The sequence below is a fragment of the Ciceribacter thiooxidans genome, assembly GCF_014126615.1.
GTDB lineage: Bacteria > Pseudomonadota > Alphaproteobacteria > Rhizobiales > Rhizobiaceae > Allorhizobium > Allorhizobium thiooxidans.
Genome location: NZ_CP059897.1, coordinates 1,266,163 through 1,288,107 on the forward strand (window position 1 = coordinate 1,266,163; position 21,945 = coordinate 1,288,107).

Annotated in this window: 20 protein-coding genes; 13 read left to right on the top strand and 7 right to left on the bottom strand. The window is 62.0% G+C overall.

The window, feature by feature from the left end; translation table 11 throughout:
- Positions 1-52 precede the first annotated feature (52 nt).
- From H4I97_RS23955 to H4I97_RS23965, 3 genes are read left to right on the top strand one after another with little or no spacing between them, the layout of a single operon-like run.
- Positions 53-1,003, top strand: a complete 951-nt coding sequence (locus tag H4I97_RS23955) for an ABC transporter permease (RefSeq protein WP_182308182.1) — start codon at positions 53-55, stop codon at positions 1,001-1,003.
- Between the two features lie 2 nt (positions 1,004-1,005).
- Positions 1,006-1,848: an ABC transporter permease gene (locus H4I97_RS23960; protein WP_182308183.1), complete on the top strand. Its 843-nt coding sequence runs from the start codon at positions 1,006-1,008 to the stop codon at positions 1,846-1,848.
- On the top strand, positions 1,849-3,504 hold the full coding sequence (locus tag H4I97_RS23965) for an ABC transporter ATP-binding protein (RefSeq protein WP_182308184.1): 1,656 nt from the start codon (positions 1,849-1,851) through the stop codon (positions 3,502-3,504).
- Between the two features lie 37 nt (positions 3,505-3,541).
- Here H4I97_RS23965 and H4I97_RS23970 read toward each other — a convergent pair whose 3' ends face one another.
- On the bottom strand, positions 3,542-4,018 hold the full coding sequence (locus H4I97_RS23970; RefSeq protein ID WP_129330400.1) for an Lrp/AsnC family transcriptional regulator: 477 nt from the start codon (positions 4,016-4,018) through the stop codon (positions 3,542-3,544).
- Between the two features lie 232 nt (positions 4,019-4,250).
- On the opposite strand from H4I97_RS23970, the gene H4I97_RS23975 reads away from it, so the two are divergent.
- Positions 4,251-5,576: an NAD(P)/FAD-dependent oxidoreductase gene (locus tag H4I97_RS23975; protein ID WP_182308185.1), complete on the top strand. Its 1,326-nt coding sequence runs from the start codon at positions 4,251-4,253 to the stop codon at positions 5,574-5,576.
- Positions 5,577-5,637: 61 nt separating this feature from the next.
- Here H4I97_RS23975 and H4I97_RS23980 read toward each other — a convergent pair whose 3' ends face one another.
- The gene (locus H4I97_RS23980) at positions 5,638-6,681 is read right to left on the bottom strand and encodes a class I SAM-dependent methyltransferase (RefSeq protein WP_182308186.1); all 1,044 of its coding nucleotides are present in this window, start codon (positions 6,679-6,681) and stop codon (positions 5,638-5,640) included.
- 289 nt (positions 6,682-6,970) lie between these two features.
- Here H4I97_RS23980 and H4I97_RS23985 point away from each other — a divergent pair, with 289 nt between their 5' ends.
- A complete protein-coding gene (locus H4I97_RS23985; protein WP_182308187.1) occupies positions 6,971-8,965 on the top strand; it encodes a putative bifunctional diguanylate cyclase/phosphodiesterase in 1,995 nt (664 codons plus the stop codon).
- Positions 8,966-8,978: 13 nt separating this feature from the next.
- Here H4I97_RS23985 and H4I97_RS23990 read toward each other — a convergent pair whose 3' ends face one another.
- The 5 genes from H4I97_RS23990 to denD all read right to left on the bottom strand — a co-directional run bounded on the left by H4I97_RS23990 (position 8,979) and on the right by denD (position 14,537).
- On the bottom strand, positions 8,979-9,878 hold the full coding sequence (locus H4I97_RS23990; protein WP_182308188.1) for a carbohydrate ABC transporter permease: 900 nt from the start codon (positions 9,876-9,878) through the stop codon (positions 8,979-8,981).
- Positions 9,879-9,892: 14 nt separating this feature from the next.
- Positions 9,893-10,828, bottom strand: a complete 936-nt coding sequence (locus H4I97_RS23995; RefSeq protein WP_378144429.1) for a carbohydrate ABC transporter permease — start codon at positions 10,826-10,828, stop codon at positions 9,893-9,895.
- Between the two features lie 78 nt (positions 10,829-10,906).
- Entirely contained in the window at positions 10,907-12,217 is a 1,311-nt protein-coding gene (locus H4I97_RS24000; protein WP_182308190.1) for an ABC transporter substrate-binding protein, read from the bottom strand.
- 124 nt (positions 12,218-12,341) lie between these two features.
- Complete coding sequence (locus H4I97_RS24005; protein WP_182308191.1) at positions 12,342-13,409, bottom strand: ABC transporter ATP-binding protein; 1,068 nt, start codon at positions 13,407-13,409, stop codon at positions 12,342-12,344.
- Between the two features lie 141 nt (positions 13,410-13,550).
- A complete protein-coding gene (gene denD / locus H4I97_RS24010) occupies positions 13,551-14,537 on the bottom strand; it encodes a D-erythronate dehydrogenase (RefSeq protein ID WP_182308192.1) in 987 nt (328 codons plus the stop codon).
- A 222-nt stretch (positions 14,538-14,759) separates the two neighbouring features.
- On the opposite strand from denD, the gene H4I97_RS24745 reads away from it, so the two are divergent.
- The 8 genes from H4I97_RS24745 to H4I97_RS24045 all read left to right on the top strand — a co-directional run bounded on the left by H4I97_RS24745 (position 14,760) and on the right by H4I97_RS24045 (position 21,693).
- On the top strand, positions 14,760-14,948 hold the full coding sequence (locus tag H4I97_RS24745; protein WP_244658847.1) for a LacI family DNA-binding transcriptional regulator: 189 nt from the start codon (positions 14,760-14,762) through the stop codon (positions 14,946-14,948).
- Positions 14,949-14,968: 20 nt separating this feature from the next.
- Positions 14,969-15,772: a substrate-binding domain-containing protein gene (locus H4I97_RS24015; protein WP_244658848.1), complete on the top strand. Its 804-nt coding sequence runs from the start codon at positions 14,969-14,971 to the stop codon at positions 15,770-15,772.
- A gap of 117 nt (positions 15,773-15,889) precedes the next feature.
- Positions 15,890-16,498: a TetR/AcrR family transcriptional regulator gene (locus H4I97_RS24020; RefSeq protein WP_182308193.1), complete on the top strand. Its 609-nt coding sequence runs from the start codon at positions 15,890-15,892 to the stop codon at positions 16,496-16,498.
- A gap of 55 nt (positions 16,499-16,553) precedes the next feature.
- A complete protein-coding gene (locus H4I97_RS24025; protein WP_182308194.1) occupies positions 16,554-17,747 on the top strand; it encodes an efflux RND transporter periplasmic adaptor subunit in 1,194 nt (397 codons plus the stop codon).
- A complete protein-coding gene (locus tag H4I97_RS24030) occupies positions 17,744-18,946 on the top strand; it encodes an ABC transporter permease (protein WP_182308195.1) in 1,203 nt (400 codons plus the stop codon). The genes H4I97_RS24025 and H4I97_RS24030 overlap by 4 nt, the downstream gene beginning before the upstream one ends.
- A 1-nt stretch (position 18,947) precedes the next feature.
- Positions 18,948-19,658 (top strand): ABC transporter ATP-binding protein, encoded by a 711-nt coding sequence (locus tag H4I97_RS24035; protein ID WP_182308196.1) that lies wholly within the window; start codon positions 18,948-18,950, stop codon positions 19,656-19,658.
- Positions 19,659-20,149: 491 nt separating this feature from the next.
- Positions 20,150-20,575: a hypothetical protein gene (locus H4I97_RS24040; protein WP_182308197.1), complete on the top strand. Its 426-nt coding sequence runs from the start codon at positions 20,150-20,152 to the stop codon at positions 20,573-20,575.
- Positions 20,576-20,649: 74 nt separating this feature from the next.
- Positions 20,650-21,693 (top strand): alpha/beta hydrolase, encoded by a 1,044-nt coding sequence (locus H4I97_RS24045; RefSeq protein WP_182308198.1) that lies wholly within the window; start codon positions 20,650-20,652, stop codon positions 21,691-21,693.
- Positions 21,694-21,945 lie beyond the last annotated feature (252 nt).

The following is a 21,945-nucleotide window of genomic DNA, read 5'->3' on the forward strand; positions in this document are numbered from 1 at the left end:
CGTGCATCGCATCGCCTGCCGTATCGATGCTCAACCGAAGAGGGGCCCTCTCATGAGCCCATATGTACTCAATCTCGTCGGAGCGCGCCTTCTGATCGCGGCACTGACACTGCTGATCGTCTCCTTCGCGGTCTTTTTCGCCACGGCGATGCTTCCCGGCGACACCGCGACGATCCTGCTCGGCCAGGCTGCGACACCGGAAGCGGTGGCGGGCTTGCGGACCGCCATGCATCTCGACGAGCCGGCGTTCGTCCGCTTCATGCGCTGGCTGGTGGGGCTCGCGACCGGAGACCTGGGCACTTCCTATGTCAATAATATTGCGGTGGCCGAGTTGATTGGCGGGCGCTTCGTCAACACGATGCGGCTCGCCGGCGTAACCACTCTAATCGCCGTACCACTTGCGCTGACGCTCGGCATCACGGCCGCGATGTACAGGGGATCGCTTTATGATCGCATCGTCACGGTCGGCACCATCGGCGTAATTTCCGTCCCGGAATTCATGATTGCGACGGCGGCCGTTCTCATCTTCTCGGTCTATCTCAAATGGCTTCCCGCACTTTCGATCGCCAGCGATGTCACATCCATCGGGCAGATGCTGAAGATTTACGCCATGCCGGTCATCACGCTGACCTTCGTGGTCTCGGCACAGATGATCCGCATGACGCGCGCCGCCGTGATCGAGACAATCGACACCCCCTATGTCGAGGCCGCGCTCCTTAAGGGCGCATCACGGCCCCGCATGGTCCTGCGCCATGCCTTGCCGAATGCGGTCGGCCCGATCGTCAATGCGATCGCACTGTCCCTCTCCTACCTCGTCGGCGGCGTCATCATCGTCGAAACGATCTTCAACTATCCGGGCGTCGCCAAGCTGATGGTCGACGGCGTCGAAACCCGCGACCTGCCGCTCATCCAGTCCTGCGCGATGATCTTCTGTTTCGGCTACCTGCTCTTGATCACGCTTGCCGACATCATTGCCATTCTTGCAAATCCGAGGCTGCGCTGACCATGACCCTGCCCGCCATGCTGTCGAGAAAATTCGGCTACCGCTTCAACTGGGTCGGCATGATCGGCCTGTCGGTTATCGCCTTCTGGGGCGTCATCGCGATCGTTGCACCGCATATCATCCCCCACCCCGTCGGCGAGATCGTCGACGAGGACTTCTTTGGGCCGATCAGCAGCAAGCTCTGGCTCGGCTCCGACTATCTCGGACGAGACATGGTCTCGCGTGCGTTGATGGGCGCCCGCTACACGGTCGGAATTTCGCTTGCCGCCGTCTCCATCGCGTGCTTCAGCGGGGTCGTCCTCGGCATGACGGCCGCGGTGACGGGCGGCTGGTTCGATGCGGCACTGAGCCGCTTCCTCGACGCGTTGAACTCCATCCCCGGCAAGCTCTCGGGCCTCGTCATCGTCGCGGCCGTCGGCTCCTCGCTCACGGTCCTGATCATCACGCTCGCGGTCATCTACACGCCGGGCGCCTATCGCTTCGCCCGCGCGCTCGCCGTCAACATCAATACGATGGACTACGTCACCGTCGCCCGCACCCGCGGCGAAGGAACCCTCTATCTGATCCGCTCGGAAATCCTGCCCAACATCCTCGGGCCGGTACTCGCCGACCTCGGCCTGCGTTTCGTCTTCATCGTGCTGCTGCTTTCCGGCCTCTCCTTCCTGGGGCTTGGCGTGCAGCCGCCCTATGCGGACTGGGGCGCGCTCGTTCACGAGAATATCGGCGGGCTGCCTTTCGGCGCGCCGGCGGTCATCGTCCCGAGCCTTGCCATCGCCAGCCTGACGATCAGCGTCAATCTCCTGATCGACAACCTCCCCCAAAAGATCCGCGACAGGAGCGCCTGAATGAACAACCTTGTCGAAGTCCGTGATCTCAAGGTCGAGGCCAGGACCGACTCCGGTCGGTGCGTCGAAATCATCAAGGGCGTCAGCCTCGACATCGCCCCCGGCGAGATCCTTGCGCTCATCGGCGAAAGCGGATCGGGTAAGACCACGATCGCCCTCACGCTGCTCGGGCACGCGCGGACCGGGTGCCGGATATCCGGCGGCAGCGTCGTCGTCGACGGAAAGGACATGGCGAAGCTCAGTGAACGCGAACTTACGTCCGTGCGCGGCACGGAGGTCGCCTATGTACCGCAATCGGCCGCGGCCGCCTTCAACCCGGCGATCCGCATCATCGACCAGGTGATCGAAGTGACGAAGATCCACGGATTGATGTCGCCCGCAGAAGCCAGGAGCAAGGCGATCGAGCTCTTCCGAGCGCTGTCGCTTCCCGACCCCGACCATATCGGTGAGCGCTACCCGCACCAGGTTTCCGGCGGGCAGTTGCAGCGGCTCGCTGCCGCGATGGCGATGATCGGCGATCCGAAGCTCATCATCTTCGACGAACCGACGACCGCGCTCGACGTAACGACGCAGATCGAAGTGCTAAAGGCTTTCAAGTCTGCGATGAAGGCCGGCGGGATCGCTGGCGTTTACGTCTCGCACGATCTCGCAGTCGTCGCACAAATCGCCGACCGCATCATGGTACTGCGCGGCGGCGAGGTTCAGGAAACCGGCTCGACGGATGACATCCTCCACCGTGCAACGCATCCCTATACGCGCGAGCTCCTCGCGGCCTTCGAACCGAAGCCCCGTGATGACGCTGCCGTTATCGAGCAAGGGCAGGCGCCACTCCTCAAGATCGACAACTTGATTGCAGGCTACGGTCCGATGCAGGCCGACGGGCTGCCGCTCGTGCGCGCGGTCAGTGGGGTGAGCCTCTGCGTCGAAAAGGGCCGCAATCTCGGCATCATCGGGGAATCGGGCTGCGGAAAATCGACGCTGGCCCGCGCCATTGCCGGCATCCTGCCCGTCTCCGCCGGAACGATGACCTTCGACGGCCACGAACTCGCTCCGTCGAGCCGCCAGCGCACCCGCGACCAGGTGCGGGAACTACAGATCGTCTTCCAGTATGCCGATACCGCGCTCAATCCGGCGAAGTCCATCGAGGATATCCTAGGGCGCCCCCTGACCTTCTACCACGGCATGAAGGGCAAGGCCCGCGACGCGCGGATCGACGAACTTCTCGACATGGTGCACCTGCCCAGGGCCTTGCGCCATCGCCGGCCGGCCGAGCTTTCGGGCGGACAGAAACAGCGCGTCAACTTCGCACGCGCCCTCGCCGCCGAGCCGAAGCTCATCCTCTGCGACGAGATCACCTCGGCGCTCGACACTGTGGTCGCCGCCGCAATCATCGACCTCCTGAAGGAGTTGCAGAGGGAATTGTCGCTCTCCTACGTCTTCATCAGCCACGACCTCTCCGTCGTCGAGGCGATCTGCGACAGGATCGTCGTGATGTATGACGGCAAGAAGGTCGAGGAATTGACCCCCGCGCAGGCCAAGGCGCCGACCCATCCCTATTCCAGCCTGCTGTTCTCGTCGGTGCCGAAACTCGACCCGACCTGGCTCGACAACCTCAATCTCGATCCGGAGCAGGTCAAGGCCTACAGCCACGCCTGACGGTGCGGCCGTCCAGGGCCGACCGGGCCCTGGGGTGTCAAACGGGGAAGAGGCTCGTCAGCGGCAGGTGCGCCTTGACGATCGGCGACTTCAAAACGACGAAGCTGAAGTACTTGTCGATACCGATATCGAGATCGGTCAGCCGTTCCATGATCGTCTGGTATTCACCAATGCCTGCCGTCACGAATTTCAGGAGATAGTCGTAGCCGCCGGACACCAGATGGCACTCGATGATCTGATCGACCTTTTCTGCCGCCGCGAGGAAGCGGGCAAAGTCGATCTGGCGATGGTTCTTCAGCGTAATCTCGGTGAAGACGGTCAGCGTCTGGCCGAGTTTTGCGAGATTGATCTGGGCTGAATAGCCCTCGATATAGCCCTCCTGCTGCAGCTTCTTCACGCGCATGAGGCACGGGCTTGGTGAGAGATGGACGAGTTCGGCCAGCTCGACATTGGTGATGCGACCGTTCTTCTGCAGCTCGTGAAGAATCTTGATGTCGATACGGTCGAGTTTCATGGCACTTCCTCCGGCGTATGGGACCTGTCGGACGGTAGCATTTTATGCTGCGACATCCTCGAAATCACATTAACACTTTGTCCTGGCGCGTCTATTCCGTTTGGCGCCACCGCCCGAGGCACAATGATCCGCCGGCCCATGAAAGAACGGAATCTTCTGCTGCGGACCGCCGATATGCGGCAACGGCTCCGGAATTCCAGCGCTATTCTCGCGAGGAAAAGGAGAGATGATCATGCCCGCACCCCTGATGCTGATCGAGACGACGCCAGACCTGCCGGAAGCCGCCGATGCGGTGGTGATCGGCGCGGGAATCGTCGGCGTCTTTGCGGCCTACCATCTCGCCAAACGCGGATTGAAGGTTGCTATCCTCGAGAAGGGTCGTGTCGGCGCCGAGCAATCGAGCCGAAACTGGGGCTGGTGCCGCCAGCAGAACCGCGACGCCCGCGAGCTCCCCATGGCAACGAAAAGTCTCGACCTCTGGGAAGAGTTTGCGGCCGAAACCGGTGAGGACACCGGCTTCCGCCGCTGCGGCCTCCTCTATCTCAGCAACAACGAGGAGGAGCTGTCAGGCTGGGCACGCTGGCGCGATTTCGCCCGCACCGTCGGCGTCACCACCCACATGCTCGACCAGGCTGCCGCGACGTCCAGGGCCGAGACGACCGGAAGGGTCTGGAAAGGCGGTGTCTTCTCGCCGAGCGACGGCATCGCCAATCCGGCGAGCGCCGCACCGGCCGTCGCCCACGCAATCCTGAAACTCGGCGGCACGGTGCACCAGTCCTGTGCCGCGCGCGGCATCGAAACGGAAGGCGGCCGGCTGAGCGCCGTCGTTACCGAACGCGGGACGATCCGCACCAAGCTTGCCGTTCTTGCCGGCGGCGCCTGGGCATCGGCCTTCTGCCGCCAGCTCGGGTTCCGTTTTCCGCAGGCATCGATCCGTTCGTCTATCCTCTCGGTCGGCCCCGGCGAGGGCACGATACCGGACGCTCTGCACACCGCCGCGATCTCGGTTACCCGCCGCGGCAACGGCGGCCATACGCTTGCAATCAGCGGCCGTGGTCGGGTCGACCCAACCGCCCAGCAGCTTCGTTTCGCTCCGCAATTTCTGCCAATGTTCCTGCGGCGGTGGAAGAGCCTCGCTCCCGGAGGGCTGGAGGGCGTCCGGTCGGGCCATGAGAGCCTCGCACGGTGGCGTCTCGACCGGCCGACGCCGATGGAAAGGATGCGCATCCTCGACCCGGCCGTTGACGAGGGCACGATCCGCCTCACCCATAAGCGGGCGATCGAACTGCTGCCGGCTCTCGACGGCCGCCCAGTTACGGCAACCTGGGCGGGCTACATCGACAGTACACCGGACGGCGTGCCCGCGATCGGCGAAGTGACGGGGCTTCCCGGCTTCGTCCTTGCGGCCGGGTTCAGCGGCCATGGCTTTGGGATCGGCCCCGGCGCCGGCCATCTGATCGCCGACATCATGACTGGCGACGAGCCGATCGTCGACCCGAGACCCTATCATCCAGACCGGTTCGGAAAGAGCTCGTGGGGTAAGGTCGCCGACTTCTAACTCGGGTTCTGGCTTATGGCGTCGAACCCCCGGAGCCTTCGAACCGGGGTTTCGGATGTCCTCACGTGCGGAGCTGCAGCGTGCCGTAAACGATGTTTCGGTTTTCGCCGAACCAGACCTGCGGCTCGACCGTGTTGCGGTCGATGCTGGCGTTGACGATGCGCCACATGTCCGCTTCGTTGCGCCAGAGGAGTTCCCAGTTCATGAAGGTTTCCATGTAACCTTCGACGCGGATACCCTCGGCGAAATTGGCAAATAGGAAGAGCCCGCCGGGCTTCAGCATCTCGAGGCATTTCTGCGTCAGTTTCACTGCCACGTTTTCCGCGAGGTAGTCGTAGAGGCCGGCTGCATAGATGAAATCGAACCGTCCGAGCTTCTGCTTGCCGTTCAGAATGCTTCGGACCGAACCGTTGACGGCCTCGACAGAAGTTCCCTGGAAATCACGGGCGACAGACCCGACACTCAGCGGATCCTGGTCAAGGGCGATCCAGCGCTTCAGCCGCTGCTCGCGTAGCGCGACGGACCGATCCGCTTCCCTCAGATGCCCTGAGGCGATGGTCAGGATCTCGGTCTCCGGTCCCCGTGCATCGGCAACCTGATCGACATATTTTGTCAGCAGATCGCGGCGCTCGCGGACGGCGACCGACGACGAGGCGTCCTTCGTATAATCATAGAGAGCCTTGCCGGTCGGCGTTGCCGCGGCGATCTCGGCTTCGGCATCCGGATGACCATAGATGAAATCCAGAAGATGCGCGTCGCCCGAATATCCGCGCGGCTTCTCGAAAGACCAGCGGGTAAACGGGTCCTCGAGGAAGAACGCCGATATCGGGTGGCGCTGCACCACCGGTACGAGTGCCTTCCAGACGGTCGGATGGAGTCGGGAACGAATATCGTGAAGCGCGCCTGCAACGTAGTCGATGATGGCGCGCGGATCGTCTGCCCTCTCGGAGCGCTGCCTTGCGAGCTCCAGCATCACGGCGATTTCGCCGCGACCGGTCACGAGTTGTTCGTCGAAGTGCTCATAGTCTCCCGCCGCTGTTCCTCCAGCGATCGCGTCGGGTGTGATAAGGCTTTCGCCGTCGAACACTACTTTCAACTGACTCATGCAGGCCCCGCTCCTTAACAATTGTTTAACTACGTGCGGGAGAATGACCTGATTTGCTACAACTTGTACAGTGCGAGAAATCATAAAAAGGCAGGGTAAAGAAATGTAGCATTTTGGCACAAAAATTCAATTTAACTTAATTTTCACGAACACCTTTTACTCTGTAGTGATGACTTGAAGAAGATCGCCTGTCACCTTGCATTGGAATGTGATTAAGACATATTGCACGCGATTATGCGCAGCTGCGCGGTCATGATCTGCCGAGCGGCAGGAGACTGTGAGAAGGGGCATGAGGCACACCTGGACTGGCGGAATCGACGAAGAGCGGCATGAGACCCCCAGTCTTCCGCCCGAGGCGGAACTGCGGCAACTCTACCGCCGACAGGACGAGGAGGGCCGCCGAACCGCCGTCAGGCAGGGGTTCTGGGTGGCGGTTATCGTCTATCTCGCCTTCGCCATCCCCGACATCATCCTGATCCCGGACGTCGCCGAGTACACGATCGCGGCCCGCATGGCCATCGGGGTCGGCGCGCTCGCGCTCTTCGAAATACAGCGGTTGATGAACGTGGCAACCGAATGGCTTGACCGCACCTGCGCCAGCGCCGTGGTACTCGGCTACGTCGGCTGGATGTATCCGGCGCTCATGACGACCCACAGCGAAGCGATCTCCTACTACATGATCTTCGGTGCGATCTTCATGATGGGCGAGAATCTGTTCTTCAGCTTCCGCTTCAGCCTCTCACTCACAGCGTCCGGAGCCATCCTCCTCGCCTTCCTCGTATCGCTCGCAAGCTTCCGGCCCGAAGGCGCTTATGCCTTCGCGTTTGCACTCTTCTATGTCTCCTGCTTTGTCTTCACCTCCTACGTGAACTGGAAACTCAACCAGGAGCGCTACAACGTCTTCGTCAACGCGCTCGAAGCGCGTATCCAGCACAAATCGGCCGCAGAGCGTGGCGAGGCGCTGCTAAAGCTCTCCTACACCGATCCGCTCACCGGGCTCGACAACCGGCGAGCCGTCGATCTGCAATTGCGCAAGCACTGGAACATGTGGCGGGTCTATGGCGACGACTTCGCCGTCCTGCTGATCGACGTCGATTTCTTCAAGATGTACAACGACCGCTATGGTCACCAGAGCGGCGACCGCAGTCTCTGCCTGGTGGCGGACGCTCTGCGCGGCCTGGTCGAGCCCGTTGGGGGAACGGTCGGGCGGTTCGGCGGCGAGGAATTCATCGCGATCCTCCGCACGAACAGCGTTGCAGACGTCGAGGAGCTTTCAAAGGCGATCTGCGGAACGGTCGAAGAGTTGGCAATCGAGCACGACCAACGCCCGGACGGCATCGAGGTCGTTACCGCGAGCGTCGGCGCAACGTTCACCGGCTCGACCATCGCAACGAAGCTGGAGATGCTGGTCCGCGAGGCGGACCGCGCCCTTTACGGGGCCAAGGCAAGCGGGCGACATTGCGCGAAGATCTTCAATCCCGACGATCCGCTGATCAGTGACGAAAGCGAAGGCATCTCCGCCCTCCTGAACATCGCCATCGGCCGCAATCTCGTGTCGCTGGTCTACCAGCCGATCAGAGACGTAGACACCGGCAAGATGGTTGCCGCCGAGGCACTGATGCGGCTGAACGGCCTGAACGGTACGCCGATCCTGCCGAGCTCCTTCATTCCGATCGCGGAGCGGACGGGGGCCATCCATGATCTCGGTCTGTGGGCAATCCGCACGGCCTGCGAGGAGATGCTGGCGCCGAACAAAGTGGAACTTGTGAGCGTCAATGTTTCACCGGTCCAGTTGCGGGCGCCGGGCTTCGCCGCCTCGGTCGCCGAAATCCTCGCCCGAAGCGGCGTTTCGGGCGATCGCCTCGCCCTTGAAATCACCGAGGGGCTGGCGATGGAGCTGCACTCCTATGTCACCGCCAGCATCGCCGAGCTCAAGGCGCTCGGGGTAAGATTGTGGCTGGACGACTTCGGAACGGGACATGCGGGCCTTTCCTGGCTCCGCGCAGTGGACTTCCACACCGTCAAGATCGACCGGTCCTTCCTCCACGCAGCGGATACCGCCGACGGTCGAGCCATGCTTGAAGACATGGTAACGCTCATCCGCAACCGCGGTTCCGGCATCCTGATCGAGGGCGTCGAAACGGAGGATCAGGGTACGCTGGCACGGGACCTCGGTATTGCCCTCATACAGGGATACCATATCGGCCGCCCGGCACCGGCCTTACAGTTTGCTGCCGGCAACGCCGAAGGTGACGGCAGGAGGCGGCGCGCGAAGCGTGCCTAACCGGGTTGTGCGGTCATTCCTTCACCGCTCCGGTCATCGACGAGACGTAGTAGTCGACGAAGAAGGAATAGAGAATGACCACCGGCAGCGAGCCGAAGAGCGCGCCTGCCATCAGTGATCCCCATTCGAAGATATCGCCGCGCACCAACTCCGTCAGCACGCCGACCGGCACGGTCTTGTTTTCCGACGACTGGATGAACGTGAGCGCATAAATAAACTCGTTCCACGACAGCGTGAAGGCGAAGATGCCGGCCGAGATCAGTCCCGGTACCGCGAGCGGCAGGATGATCCTGGTGAGAATTTGCAGGCGGCTCGCCCCGTCGACCAGCGCACTCTCTTCGAGTTCGAAGGGAATCGAGCGGAAGTAACCCATCAACAGCCAGGTGCAGAAGGGGATGAGGAAGGTCGGATAGGTGAAGATCAGCGCCATGCGCGTATCGTAGATGCCGATCTTGAAGACGATGAAGGCGAGCGGGATGAACAGGATCGACGGCGGCACGAGATAGGCAAGGAAGATCATCAACCCGACTGAGCGCGAGCCGGTGAAGCGAATGCGCTCGATCGCGTAGGCGCCGAGAACCGCGGCGAACAGCGACAGCGCTGTCGAGGCGACCGCCACCAGCATCGTGTTCCAGAGCCATCCCGGATAGGAGGTTTCGAAGAGCAGATACTTGATGTGATCGAGGGTCGCACCGACCACCCAGAAGGGGCTGTAATTGTTGTAGTCCGTCAGCTGGGAATTCGGCTTCACCGCCGTGATCGCCATCCAGTAGAAGGGGAAGAGCAGGACGAAGATGAAGACGGCGAGCGGCAGATAGATCGTCATGACCCGCCGCGGCAGGCTGCTCAGATAGGACATGCCCTGGCTGTCGTCGGTCAGGACGGCATCGTGAACGCTGGGTTTGCTGTTCATGGTCGGCTCCATGGTCAGTCACCTCCGCCCTGCTGCCATTTGCGGCGCTGCAGCCCGAAGAAGGAGAACATGATGGCGGCCAGCAGGAACGGGATCATGGCGACGGCGATCGCCGCCCCCTCTCCCAGTTGCCCGCCGGGGATCGCACGCTGGAAGGAGAGCGTGGCCATCAGATGCGTGGCATTGACCGGCCCGCCCTTGGTCAGGACGTAGATCAGCTGGAAGTCGGTGAAGGTGAAGAGAACCGAGAACGTCATGACCACCGCGATGATCGGTGTCAGCATTGGCAGCGTCACATACCGGAAACGCTGCCAGCTGCTGGCCCCGTCAAGCGAGGCCGCCTCCTGCAGGGAGGCCGGGATCGTCTGCAGGCCCGCAAGGAGCGAAATCGCCACAAAGGGGATGCCGCGCCAGACATTGGCCGCAATGACGGAAATCCGGGCATTGGTCGGATCGCCGAGGAAGTTGATCGGCTGGTCGATGAGCCCGAGATTGATGAGCGACCAGGAAATGATCGAGAACTGGGAATCGTAGATCCACCAGAACGCCAGCGCCGACAGGACCGTCGGCACCACCCAGGGAAGCAGCACGATCGCGCGGAAGAACGACTTGAACGGCAGATGCTCGTTGAGGAGCAGGGCGAGCCACAGGCCGAGCGCGAACTTCAGCACCGATGCGACGACAGTGTAGAGAACGGTATTGAAGACCGAGAGCCAGAAGACACTGTCGTCCCAGAGAAACTCGTAGTTTTCGAGGCCGATGAAGATTCCTTCCCTGCCGATCCTCGTATCGGTGAAACCGAGCCATACGCCGAGCCCCAGCGGGTAGGTGAGGAAACAAAGCAGGAAGACCGCGGCCGGCAGCATGAACAGGAAGCCGAGCACATCCCGATTATTGCCGAGCCGCGACAAAAGCGAGCGCTGCGGAGGACCGGGATCCGTTGTCGTCATCGTCATCGGTGTTTCACTCCAGAAATGGATCGGGATGCGGGAGCGCGGACCTTTTCCGCGCTCCCCAGCGACGAACACTCAGACGCGGTAGTAGCGGTTGGCCCGCTTCTCGGCCTGCGCCATGGCTTCTTCCGGCGTGGCCGCACCTGTGACGGCCGAGGCAAACATGTCGACCAGGACATAGTCGGCCATGACCGCGGCCGACGCATAGCCGAGCGGGCCGGCATAGCCGTTCGGTCGCAAAGTCTCGGAAGCCTTGGCGTAGGGCGCATGGATCGGGTTTTCCGTCCAGACCGGGTTGTCGGCAAACGCCTTCAGCGGCTGGCAGCAATAGGCACTGGAGCCCTTGATCCAGGCGTTCATCTGGTCGGCTTCCATCATGAATTTGATGTAGGCCTTGGCAGCTTCCGGATATTTCGTGTGGTTGAAGACGAGCAGCGAGCTCGTCTGGTGCAGCTCCACGCTCTTGCCCACCGGCCCGACGGGGAAGTTGGTGCTGCGCATGTCCTCGGCGATCTCGGCGAGGTTCGGGTCCTTCTTCGCCGCGTAATAGACCGACACACCGTTGGCCGTCAGCGAGACCTGACCGGCGAGGAAGGCTCGATTGTTGTTGATGTCGAGCCAGCTCTCCGTGCCCGGAATGAAGGTCGCGTAGAGCTCCTTGGCGTAGTTGAGCGCCGCGAGCGTTTCCGGCGAGTTGATCGTCACATTGCTGCTCTCGTCCACCATCTTGCCGCCGTGGCTCCAGAGCAGCCAGTGCGCATAGTTGTTGCCGTCACCGACCGCCTTTCCGTGCGGGAAGCCGGCCGGCGTTCCCTTGGCCTTCATCGCCTTGCAGAGTTCGAGAAACCCTGCCGTATCCTTCGGGAACTCGCTGAAGCCCGCTGCCTTCATGTGGCTGTCGCGGTAGACGACGGCATTGCCGATCGCCGTGAGTGGCATGGCGATGAACTTGCCGTCGCGCATCGCGTAACCCTTCAGGCCATCGTAGAAACCACCGTACTTGCCGTCGAGATAGGTGCCGAGTTCGGTGAGGTCCACGAGCTTGTCCGGATACTGATGGGCGTCGTCAAACCAGCACATCACAAGGTCGGGACCCGAGCCGACATTGGCGGCGACGGCCGCCTTCGGACGGATGTCTTCCCAGCTTTCCTTGTCGATGCGAACTTCGACGCCAGTCGCTTCGGTGAATTTCTTCGTGTTGGCAAGCCAGGCCTCCTCATCACCCTGCACGAAGGGCGCCCAGCGCAGCAGACGCAGGCTGGCACCCGCCTCCGGCGTATAGGTGGGTTCCGCCGCAAGAACCGGTCGGGCTCCGAACACCGGAAGACCGCCGGCACCAATGAGGCCGGCAGTGCCGGCAAGGAATGTTCTTCTCTTGATCGTCATGAATGCTCCTCCTCCAAGTACGGGACGCTGGTCGCGCGACACCGCCTGTCCCGTCGGCGCATGTCGCGGCTTCATGCTTCACGCCGTGTCCGCAGCTCCTCTCCGCGGGCATGGTCATTCCGGCTCATCCGACGAGCCGCAGGCCTGTCTCCTCGTCGAAGAGATGGACATGTGCCGGATCGATGGTGATGCCGATCGGCTCACCCGGCTGCACGTCGATGCGTTCGCGGAAAATGCAGGTGATCTCCCCGCCGCCGAAATTGGCGATGATCTGTGTTTCGTAGCCGGTCGGTTCGGTGACGACGACCTCGGCCTTCAGGCCCTCTCCTCCGAGTTGGATGTATTCCGGGCGCAGGCCGTAGACGAGGCTGCGGCCGACCGCCTGGGCGAAGGGCTTCGGCAAGGGAAGGCGCGTGCCGTCGCTCGCAACGAAGGCCTGCGGGTTCTCCGGATCGAGCTTGCCCTTGATCATGTTCATGGCGGGCGAGCCGATGAAGCCGGCGACAAAGAGATTGTCCGGATAGTCGTAGAGCTCGAGCGGGGAGCCGATCTGTTCGACGCGCCCGTCATGCATCACGACGATCTTGTCGGCCATGGTCATCGCCTCGATCTGGTCGTGCGTGACGTAGACCGTCGTCGTCTTGAGGCGATGGTGCAGTTCCTTGATTTCGGCACGCATGGCGACCCGCAGCTTGGCGTCGAGGTTCGACAATGGCTCGTCGAACAGGAAGACCTGCGGGTCCCGCACGATCGCACGGCCCATGGCAACGCGCTGGCGCTGGCCGCCGGAGAGCTGGCGGGGATAGCGATCGAGCAGGTTCGTCAGGCCGAGAATCCCGGCCGCGTAGTTGACGCGCCGGTCGATCTCCTCCTTCGGCGCAGCGTTCAGCATCAGCGAAAACGCCATATTCTTGGCGACCGTCATGTGCGGATAGAGCGCGTAGTTCTGGAACACCATGGCGATGTCGCGTTCCTTCGGCGGCAGGTTGTTGACCGTGCGCCCGCCAATACGGATCTCGCCGCCGGAAATATTCTCCAGTCCGGCAAGCATTCGCAGAAGGGTCGATTTTCCGCAACCGGACGGGCCGACGAGGATGACGAACTCGCCGTCCTCGATGTCGATGCTCACGCCCTTGATGACGGGAAAGGCGCCGAAGGACTTGCGTACCTCGGCAAACTGAACATTGGCCATGCGTCTCCTCCCAGAGTGCAGTCGGTCAGATTCCTGTCTTTCCTGCCCCTCCTCGTTTGGCGCGGAGCTCCTCAACTCCTGCGCCACCGGAATGGCCGGCATGCTGTCAATGCCGGCGCGACAACGCCCGGCATACCATGGTCACGGCAATACGCCCGCGAGTTCGTCCTCGATGTGGATGCGTATGATCTCCTCGAATGTATTTTCCGCCCGAAAGCCGAGCTTCATCGCGCGGCCCGCGTCGAAATTCGTCGGCCAGCCGGCGACGATCCCGGCAATCAGCGGGTCCGGCTCGCGGCGGATCAAGGAAGCGGCCCTGTCGCCGGCGACCCGCCGCAAAGCCTCGATCTCCTCGCCGACGGTTGCCGAAAGCCCCGGCATGGTGAGATTGCGGCGCGGGCCGATGATGCTGGTGTCCATCGTCGCGGCATGGATGAAGAAGCCGACTGCCGAGCGGGGGCTCGCAAACCAGTGACGGACATCCTCGCTGACCGGCAGCACTGCTTCCTTGCCCGCAAGCGGCTCGCGCAGGATGTTGGAGAAGAAGCCGGATGCCGCCTTGTTCGGCGCGCCCGGGCGAACGCATATGGTCGGCAGGCGTATGCCGACACCGTCGAATATCGCGCGCCGGGAATAGTCGGCAAGCAGCAGTTCGGCGATTGCCTTTTGCGTCCCGTAGCTGGTGAGCGGCGTCGTGAAGAAATCGGGTCCGATGACTTCGGGAAACGGTGCACCGAAGACGGCGATCGAGGATGCGAAGAGAACCCGTGGACGATAGGGTTCCCTTTGCCCCTCACGCCGGATCGCCTCGAACAGTGCGCGTGTTCCGTCGAGATTGACCGCATAACCCTTGTCGAAATCGGCCTCCGCTTCACCGGAGACGATTGCAGCAAGATGGAAGATGACGTCGGGACGGCCCTCGATCAGTCTCGTCGCGGGGTCGCCGTCTGCAAGATCGATGGTCAGCGCGGTGGTGATCGAACGAAGGGTTTCGGGAACTGCGGGTGTAACCGCGTCGGCAAGCGTGAGGCGTGCGATGCCATCGCCGAGCACGGAGGGTGACCCGGCAAGGTGTTCCACCAGCTTACGCCCGATCATTCCGGCGGCGCCGATCACGAGAACATGCATGTCAGGCTCCCCTCCCCGTGTGCATCGCCGGTTCCGTCATCCGCCACCGCAGCGTCGCCCTCCCTTGCACTTGCCTCCGGGCGCCGGTATCGGTACCGGTATCGATACCGACAACCTAGGGCGAGCAAGTCTCTCTTGTCAACGCGGCTCCGTTTACGTAGCGGAACGCGACGTTTCCATCAGCGAGAGGTCGGTGCGGCGACCGACGGGAATCCAGACTACATGCGAAAACCAATTCTCGAAGACGTTGCCGCGGCAGCCGGCGTTTCCAAGATGACCGCCTCGCGCGCACTCAGGGGGCGGGCGACGTTTCCAAGGATACAATCAGCAAGGTCAGGCAGGCGGCCGAACGGGTCGGCTATGTCGGCAACCGGCTGGCGCTCTCCCTGTCCTCCAGGCGGACCAACCTGATCGGTGTGGTGGTGCCCAGCATGTCAAACATCGTCTTTCCTGAAGTACTCTCTGGCATCAGCGAGACGCTCGAGGGAACGGGCATGCAGGCCGTCTTCGGTTTGACCGACTATGACCCCGGCAAGGAACGCGAGGTCATTCGCAACATGCTCTCCTGGCGCCCGGCGGCAATGATCGTCACCGGTCTCGACCAGCCGGAGGAGACAGTCAAGCTTTTGAAGCAGGCCGAGGTTCCCGTCATACAGATCATGGATATCGACGGTACGCCGATCGACTATTGCGTCGGCCTTTCGCACACAGCCGCAGGCGAGGAGATGGGGCGGGCACTTCTTCAGGAAGGGCGCCGCAAATTCGGCTATGTCGGCAGCAGGCTGGACAGGGACCAGCGTGCGAGCCGCCGCAAGGCAGGGTTCGAGCGCGCACTGGCAGAAGCCGGGCTGAGATTCATCTCGGTAAGGGTGGGCGAGCAGGTCTCCTCGGCGGTTCTGGGAAAACGCCTGACGATTGACCTGCTCGCGGATCCAGGGGAGCTCGATTGCATCTACTACTCTAACGACGACATGGCAGCGGGCGGCCTCTTTGCCTGTATCGAGCGGAAGATCTCCGTTCCCGAAACGATCCTGCTGGCCGGCTTCAACGGGCTGGAACTGACAGATGCCCTGCCCGCGGCCATCGCGACCTCCTACTCGCCGCGCCGGGAGATCGGCCGAACGGCGGCGAACCTTGCGTTACGTGCCCTTGGCGATGCCGGCACGACGAGTGAGCGGATCGTTGCGCTGTCTCCGAAACTTTCGCTGCGCCGACAGGCGGCGACGGAAAGCTAGCTGCTGCGCAAATCGCTCGGGGCTCAGCTGGTTCTTTCAAGAAATTCAATCCAAACCCTTGCGCAAATGGAGTCGCGCAATTAGATAGTAATCGATTACTATCTTTTGGAGCCGCGTATGATCTCTCGTCCAGCTTACCTTTCCGCCGAGGAACGACGCGAGGTGACGGTCGAAACCGTCGTCGAGCTCGCCGCGGAGCAGAATCCGAGCGACATCACGACCGGCGCGATCGCCAAGCGGATGGGCGTGACGCAGGGTGCGCTGTTCAGGCATTTCCCCTCTAAGGACGCCATTCTCGAGGCGGTCATGGAGTGGGTTTCAGACCGCCTGCTCGCCCGGATCGACGCTTCGACGTCGGCGGCGGCATCTCCACTCGCTGCCCTGGAGGCGGCCTTCATGACGCACATCGCCTTCATCACGGATCACCCCGGCGTCCCTCGAATGCTGTTCGGTGAACTGCAGCGGGGCGAGCAGACCCTGGCTAAGCGAATGGCGCAGACACTGATCCAGCGATACGGGGAGCGCCTTCGTCGCCTCCTCGTGCAAGGGAAGGAATGTGGCGAGTTGCCCGCATCACTCGACGAGAGAGCCGCAGCCACGCTCTTCATCGGCACGATCCAGGGACTCGTGATGCAGTCCCTGCTCGCCGGGAATGTCGAGTTCATCCGCGAGAGCGCTCCGGGTGTCTTCGCGCTCTACCGGCGCGCAATCGAGGTGACGAAATGATCGCCGTTCACATGCAGAAGTTCTCCCAGACACTGGCCGCGACGGAGGCAGCACGATGAAGCTCCCCTCCGTTCAACGCCGCAGCCTGATGCTCCTGGCCGTTGCGTTTCCGATTGTCGCCCTGTTCGGCTACGTGGTCCTTCGATCCGGCCCACTGGCCCCCGTTTCAGTGAGGACCGCCGTCGTCGAGAACCGGTCGATCTCGCCTGCGCTTTTCGGCATCGGCACGGTCGAAGCGCGTTTTTCCTACAAGATCGGACCGACCATCGCTGCACGCGTCGGCTCGGTGCACGTGGACGTCGGCGATACCGTAAGCGCAGGTCAGCCTCTCGCCGAAATGGATCCGGTGGATATCAATGATCGCATCGCCTCGCTCGACGCGGCGATAAGCCGAGCCGAAGCATCGATAAAGGCAGCTGAAGCGCAGGTCGAAGATGCTCTTGCGCGCAAGGAATACGCGGATCTGCAGGCGGCGCGCTATGACACACTCTGGAAGAGCCAGACCGTCAGCAAAGCCGCAGTGGAAACAAGAAAGCAGGACAGCCAGGTCGCGCTTGCCGCTCTTTCGGCCGCACAGTCGAACCTCGCGGTTGCAGAGCAAGACTTGCGACGTAACCGCGCCGACCGCGACGGCCTCGTCAAGCAACGCGACACCCTGATTCTGCTCGCCCCGGTCGACGGCGTGGTCGTCGCTCGCAACGCTGAATCGGGCACGACCGTGGTCGCCGGCCAGGCAGTCATCGAAATGATTGATCCGAAGAACCTCTGGATCAATGCCCGGTTCGACCAGATTGCAGCCAAGGGCCTGCGCAAGGCGCTGCCGGCCCAGATCGCTCTTCGCTCCCATGGCGGAACGGCCATCGTAGGACAAGTGTCTCGCGTCGAAGTGCTCGCAGACCCCGTCACCGAGGAAAATCTCGCCAAAGTCGAATTCGGCACGCTTCCCGATCCCCTTCCTCCTATCGGCGAACTTGCCGAGGTGACGATTGCCCTGCCCGCACTCCCCTCTAGCCCTGCCATCCCCAATGCCGCTCTCCAGAATGTCGACGGCAGGACTGGCGTCTGGAGGATCGATGACGGAGATATCCAATTTGCTCCTGTCCAGGTCGGCGTCGCGGATCTCGATGGGACGGTCCAGATCACGGGTGGTCTGCAGGCCGGTGACGTGATTGTCGTTCACAGCGCCTCGCGGCTGACCGGCACGAGCCGCATCCGGATCGTCGACAAGCCCGCGGAGCTGCTCAAATGATCAGTCTTGCGGGCCGCGACATCCTTCACTCATGGGGCAAGTTCGTCTTCACCGGGATCGGGCTCGGTCTCCTCATCGGCGTCACCTTCACGATGGCCGGCGTCTACCGGGGCATGGTCGAGGACGGCAAGGTTCTGCTCGACAACAGTGGTGCAGACATGTGGGTCGTACAGCAGAACACGCTCGGGCCTTACGCCGAATCCTCCAGCATCAATGACGACATCTACCGAATGATCCTTGCGACGCCCGGCGTCGCGAGGGCCGCCAACGTCACCTACCTGACGATGCAGGTCCGAAAGGGAAACACCGACGTCCGCGCGATGGTGGTCGGCATTGCGCCGGGCAATGTTGCGACGCCCGGTTGGCCACCATTTCTCATCGCGGGGCGCCAGATCACAAGGGGTCACTATGAAGCCGTGGCGGATGCCGCCACTGGATTTGCACTCGGAGACACCATTTCCATCCGGCGGAACCATTACAAGGTTGTGGGCCTCACCCGCCGCGCCGTTTCGTCGAGCGGTGACCCGATGGTGTTCATCCCGCTGAAGGATGCACAGGAAGCGCAGTTTCTCAAGGACAACGACTCCATCGTCCGCCAGCGCCGGCGCACGAGCGAGAACCCTGAATTCAACCGACCCGGTGTGCCGGGCCTGCTGGACGCCGTCATTGCATCGCAAAACACCAACCCGTACGTGAACGCCGTTCTGGTGCGCATCAAGCCCGGATACGACGCGGATCAGATTGCAGCAGACATTGCGAGATGGAAGCGGCTGACGGTCTATACGCGTGCGCAGATGGAAGAGATCCTGATCGGCAAGCTGATCGCCACCTCGTCCAAGCAGATCGGCATGTTCCTCGCAATCCTGGCGGTTGTCAGCGCGGCGATCGTCGCCTTCATCATCTACACGCTGACGATGGACAAGATACGCGAGATCGCCGTGCTGAAGCTCATCGGCACGCGCAACCGGACGATCGCGGCGATGATCCTGCAACAGGCGATCGTGCTCGGTTTGATCGGCTTTGTCGTCGGCAAGATCACGGCGACTTTCGCCGCTCCGCTGTTTCCGAAGTTCGTCCTGCTTCTCTCCAAGGATACGGCGACGGGGCTCGTGGCCGTCGTCGTCATCTGCGCTCTCGCCAGCATCGTCGCCATCAGGATGGCCCTGAAGGTCGACCCCGCCGAAGCGATCGGAGGTTGAGATGGCAGCAGGCGGAATCTTGATCGAAGAGCTCCGGAAGCGGTATGGCAGCGGCGACACCGCAGTTGACGCCCTCAAGAACGTCAACATGAAGGTCGCTCCCGGCGAGGTGGTCGGCCTTGTCGGCCCATCCGGATCAGGCAAGACCACGCTCCTCAAAGCTCTCGGCGCGGTGATCGACCCGAGCGGCGGGCGCATGATCCTCGGTGAGAAGGTGATCTATGACGACGGCTGGAAAATCCGCGACCTGCGTGCTCTGAGACGCGACAAGATCGGTTTCGTCTTCCAGGCACCCTACCTCATCCCGTTTCTCGACGTGACCGACAACGTGGCCCTGCTACCGATGCTGGCGGGAGTTTCGAACGGTGAATCGCGCCAACGCGCGCGCGAACTCCTGAAAGCTCTGGACGTCGAGCATCGCGCGGCCGCAATGCCATCCCAGCTCTCGGGCGGTGAGCAGCAACGCGTTGCGATCGCGCGCGGGCTGATCAACCGCCCGCCGGTCATTCTCGCCGACGAACCGACAGCACCGCTCGACAGCGTGCGTGCCCTGAGCGTCATCCGCATCCTGAACGACATGGCCGTCAGGTTCGGCACCGCCATCATCGTCGTCACCCACGACGAGAAGATCATTCCGACCTTCAAGCGCATCTACCACATCAGGGACGGTGTGACCCATGAGGAGGCTGGAGAGGGCCGCGGCTTCGACTGACACCAGGTTTGCCGCCGTCATTCGACGCGTAGCGGCTGTTGCACAGAGTAGCCATAGGAGCAGACGAATGAAGACGCGAGAACCAACATGCCGCTCGGGCACGACAGACGCACAGTCACTATTGCGGTTAGGCCTCCTTGCACTCTTCGTGACATCGTCTGCCTTGATCACGCAGGGCCGGGCGGAGGAGCCGTCCCCTGCCTATAAGATTACGGATGGACGCCCCTGGACGATGACCACCGGCAGCCGCGTCGGGACACTCGTGCTCTACCGCAACGGGACGAGCAAGATGACCGGCGGCCCCCTGGATCTGTCTCCAACCTGGCGGGCGACGCCAGAAGGGATTTGTCTGAAGCCCGGCGGTCTTCTTCCAGAGCAATGCGTAAAACTAGTTCGGACACAACATGGTTATGCCGGGCTCGCGGCCGGCCAGACGAAATTCACCCTGCAAAGGTGAGCGAAAATTCTGATCTCGACGAGGAGCGAATGCCATGCCATCTGCACGTATCTCGACCTTCTTTCATCCCACGATCGGCGTATTCGCCGTGTTGTTCGGAGTCGCGACACTCATTTCGGGTGGGAACAATATACTCTTGCTCCAAAGTGCCGCAGAGCCGACTGAACGGATCGTGCCGTTCGTGCTGTATTTCAACTTTGCCGCAGGTTTCGCTTACGTGGCCGCCGGGGCAGCCTTCATCCTGCACCGCAGATGGGCTTCGACACTCGCATTCGCGATCGCGACGGCAACCCTGCTGGTATTCACAGGACTTGGTGTCTGGATCCTCTTGGGCTATCCCTACGAGTTGAAGACCGTCGCTGCGATGACCATTCGAACGGTATTCTGGTGGTTTACCGCCATCGCCTCTCAACTCCTGAGTGACGTCCGTCCGGCTGCGACTCGCCGATTGAAGCAATGACGACTGACATCGACGAGGTTCGACCGATTTCTTTCCGCTTCAGCTGAAATAGACGCGCCCGGACGCCGGAGATCATGGCCCCAAACCACTATCGCCCTTGGCAGCGGCTGGCGCTCGTTTGGCTCCTTCTTGGCGTCGCAGCATGTTCTGCTCGACCCCACGACAGGGTTCTGGTACCGCAGCCGGGCATCCCGGACTGGTATCCAAGCGCAACAATCGTCACGGCGACGGACAGGCAGAGAAGTGCCGCTAGCCCCGGCTATTCTTCAAAACGATCGCCGAAGCTGCGGTTCGAACGCTTCACCGTCGCCATGGTCGCAATCCGGAACGAACGGCATGGCCAGAGGCAATCGGTCACCTTCGCCGGCAGCGAAAAATACCTTGTGAAAGATCGCAAGGGTTTATCCGACATAGATGCCCTCCAGCACCGCAAAACAGTCGTCTACGTGCACGGCTACAATTACACATTCCAGGAGTCGCTTTTCCAAATCTCGAAAGTCGCAATAGAAGGCAAACTCAAAGAGACACCCGTTCTTTTCAGCTGGCCGTCCGAAGGCACGATTACCGGCTATATCGCCGACAAGGACGCCGCACTGTACGCTCGCGACGATCTTACGAATCTTCTCATCCGCCTTGGCAAAAACGGCAAGAAAGGCGGTATTACGCTGTTCGGGCATAGCACCGGAGCGTGGCTTGTCCTCGAAGCACTGCGTCAACTTAAGCTCACGAACAGAGATGATGTACTTGGCCGGATAGACCAGGTCGTGCTCGCGGCGCCAGATATAGAGATCGATCTCTTCGGACGACAGGTCCGGACGATCGGGCGCCTCGCACACCCAATAATCCTACTCAACGCAAAGGATGATCGTGCGCTGGCTCTGTCGAGCCGTCTTGCCGGATCCCGTCCGCGCATCGGGGCTGTCGACAGACAGAACGCGACGGTGAAAGAGCTGGCGGCAGAAGGGATGATTGAAGTGATCGATCTGTCCAGGTTGCCGGCTCCAGACCAGGCAAGGCATCGTCGGTTTGTGCGGCTCGCGCAGGCGCTGTCGATGCCAGGAGAACGCACCGATCTTCTGCCCCAAGCAGGGCTCCGACTGACACAACCGTCGCCCTGAGCGGAATCGACTGGTGCAAGAGCGCCGCCCCTCCGGGGCCACCAAACGACGGCATCTCAGCACCCTTGTAGACCATTTGCGCGTTGCCAGGCCGCCCTTCCTCGGGAGCTCGGGGCTGCAAAGCGGCGCTGGCGCGGCCTCACCCTTCCAACGAGGTATGAGAAGGGATCCAGCCAATCAAGCCTCATGACGTGCTGGGCAGAAAAGCCGGGACGAAGCTCCGCTTTTCTGCCGGAACACGCTTCTCTCCTG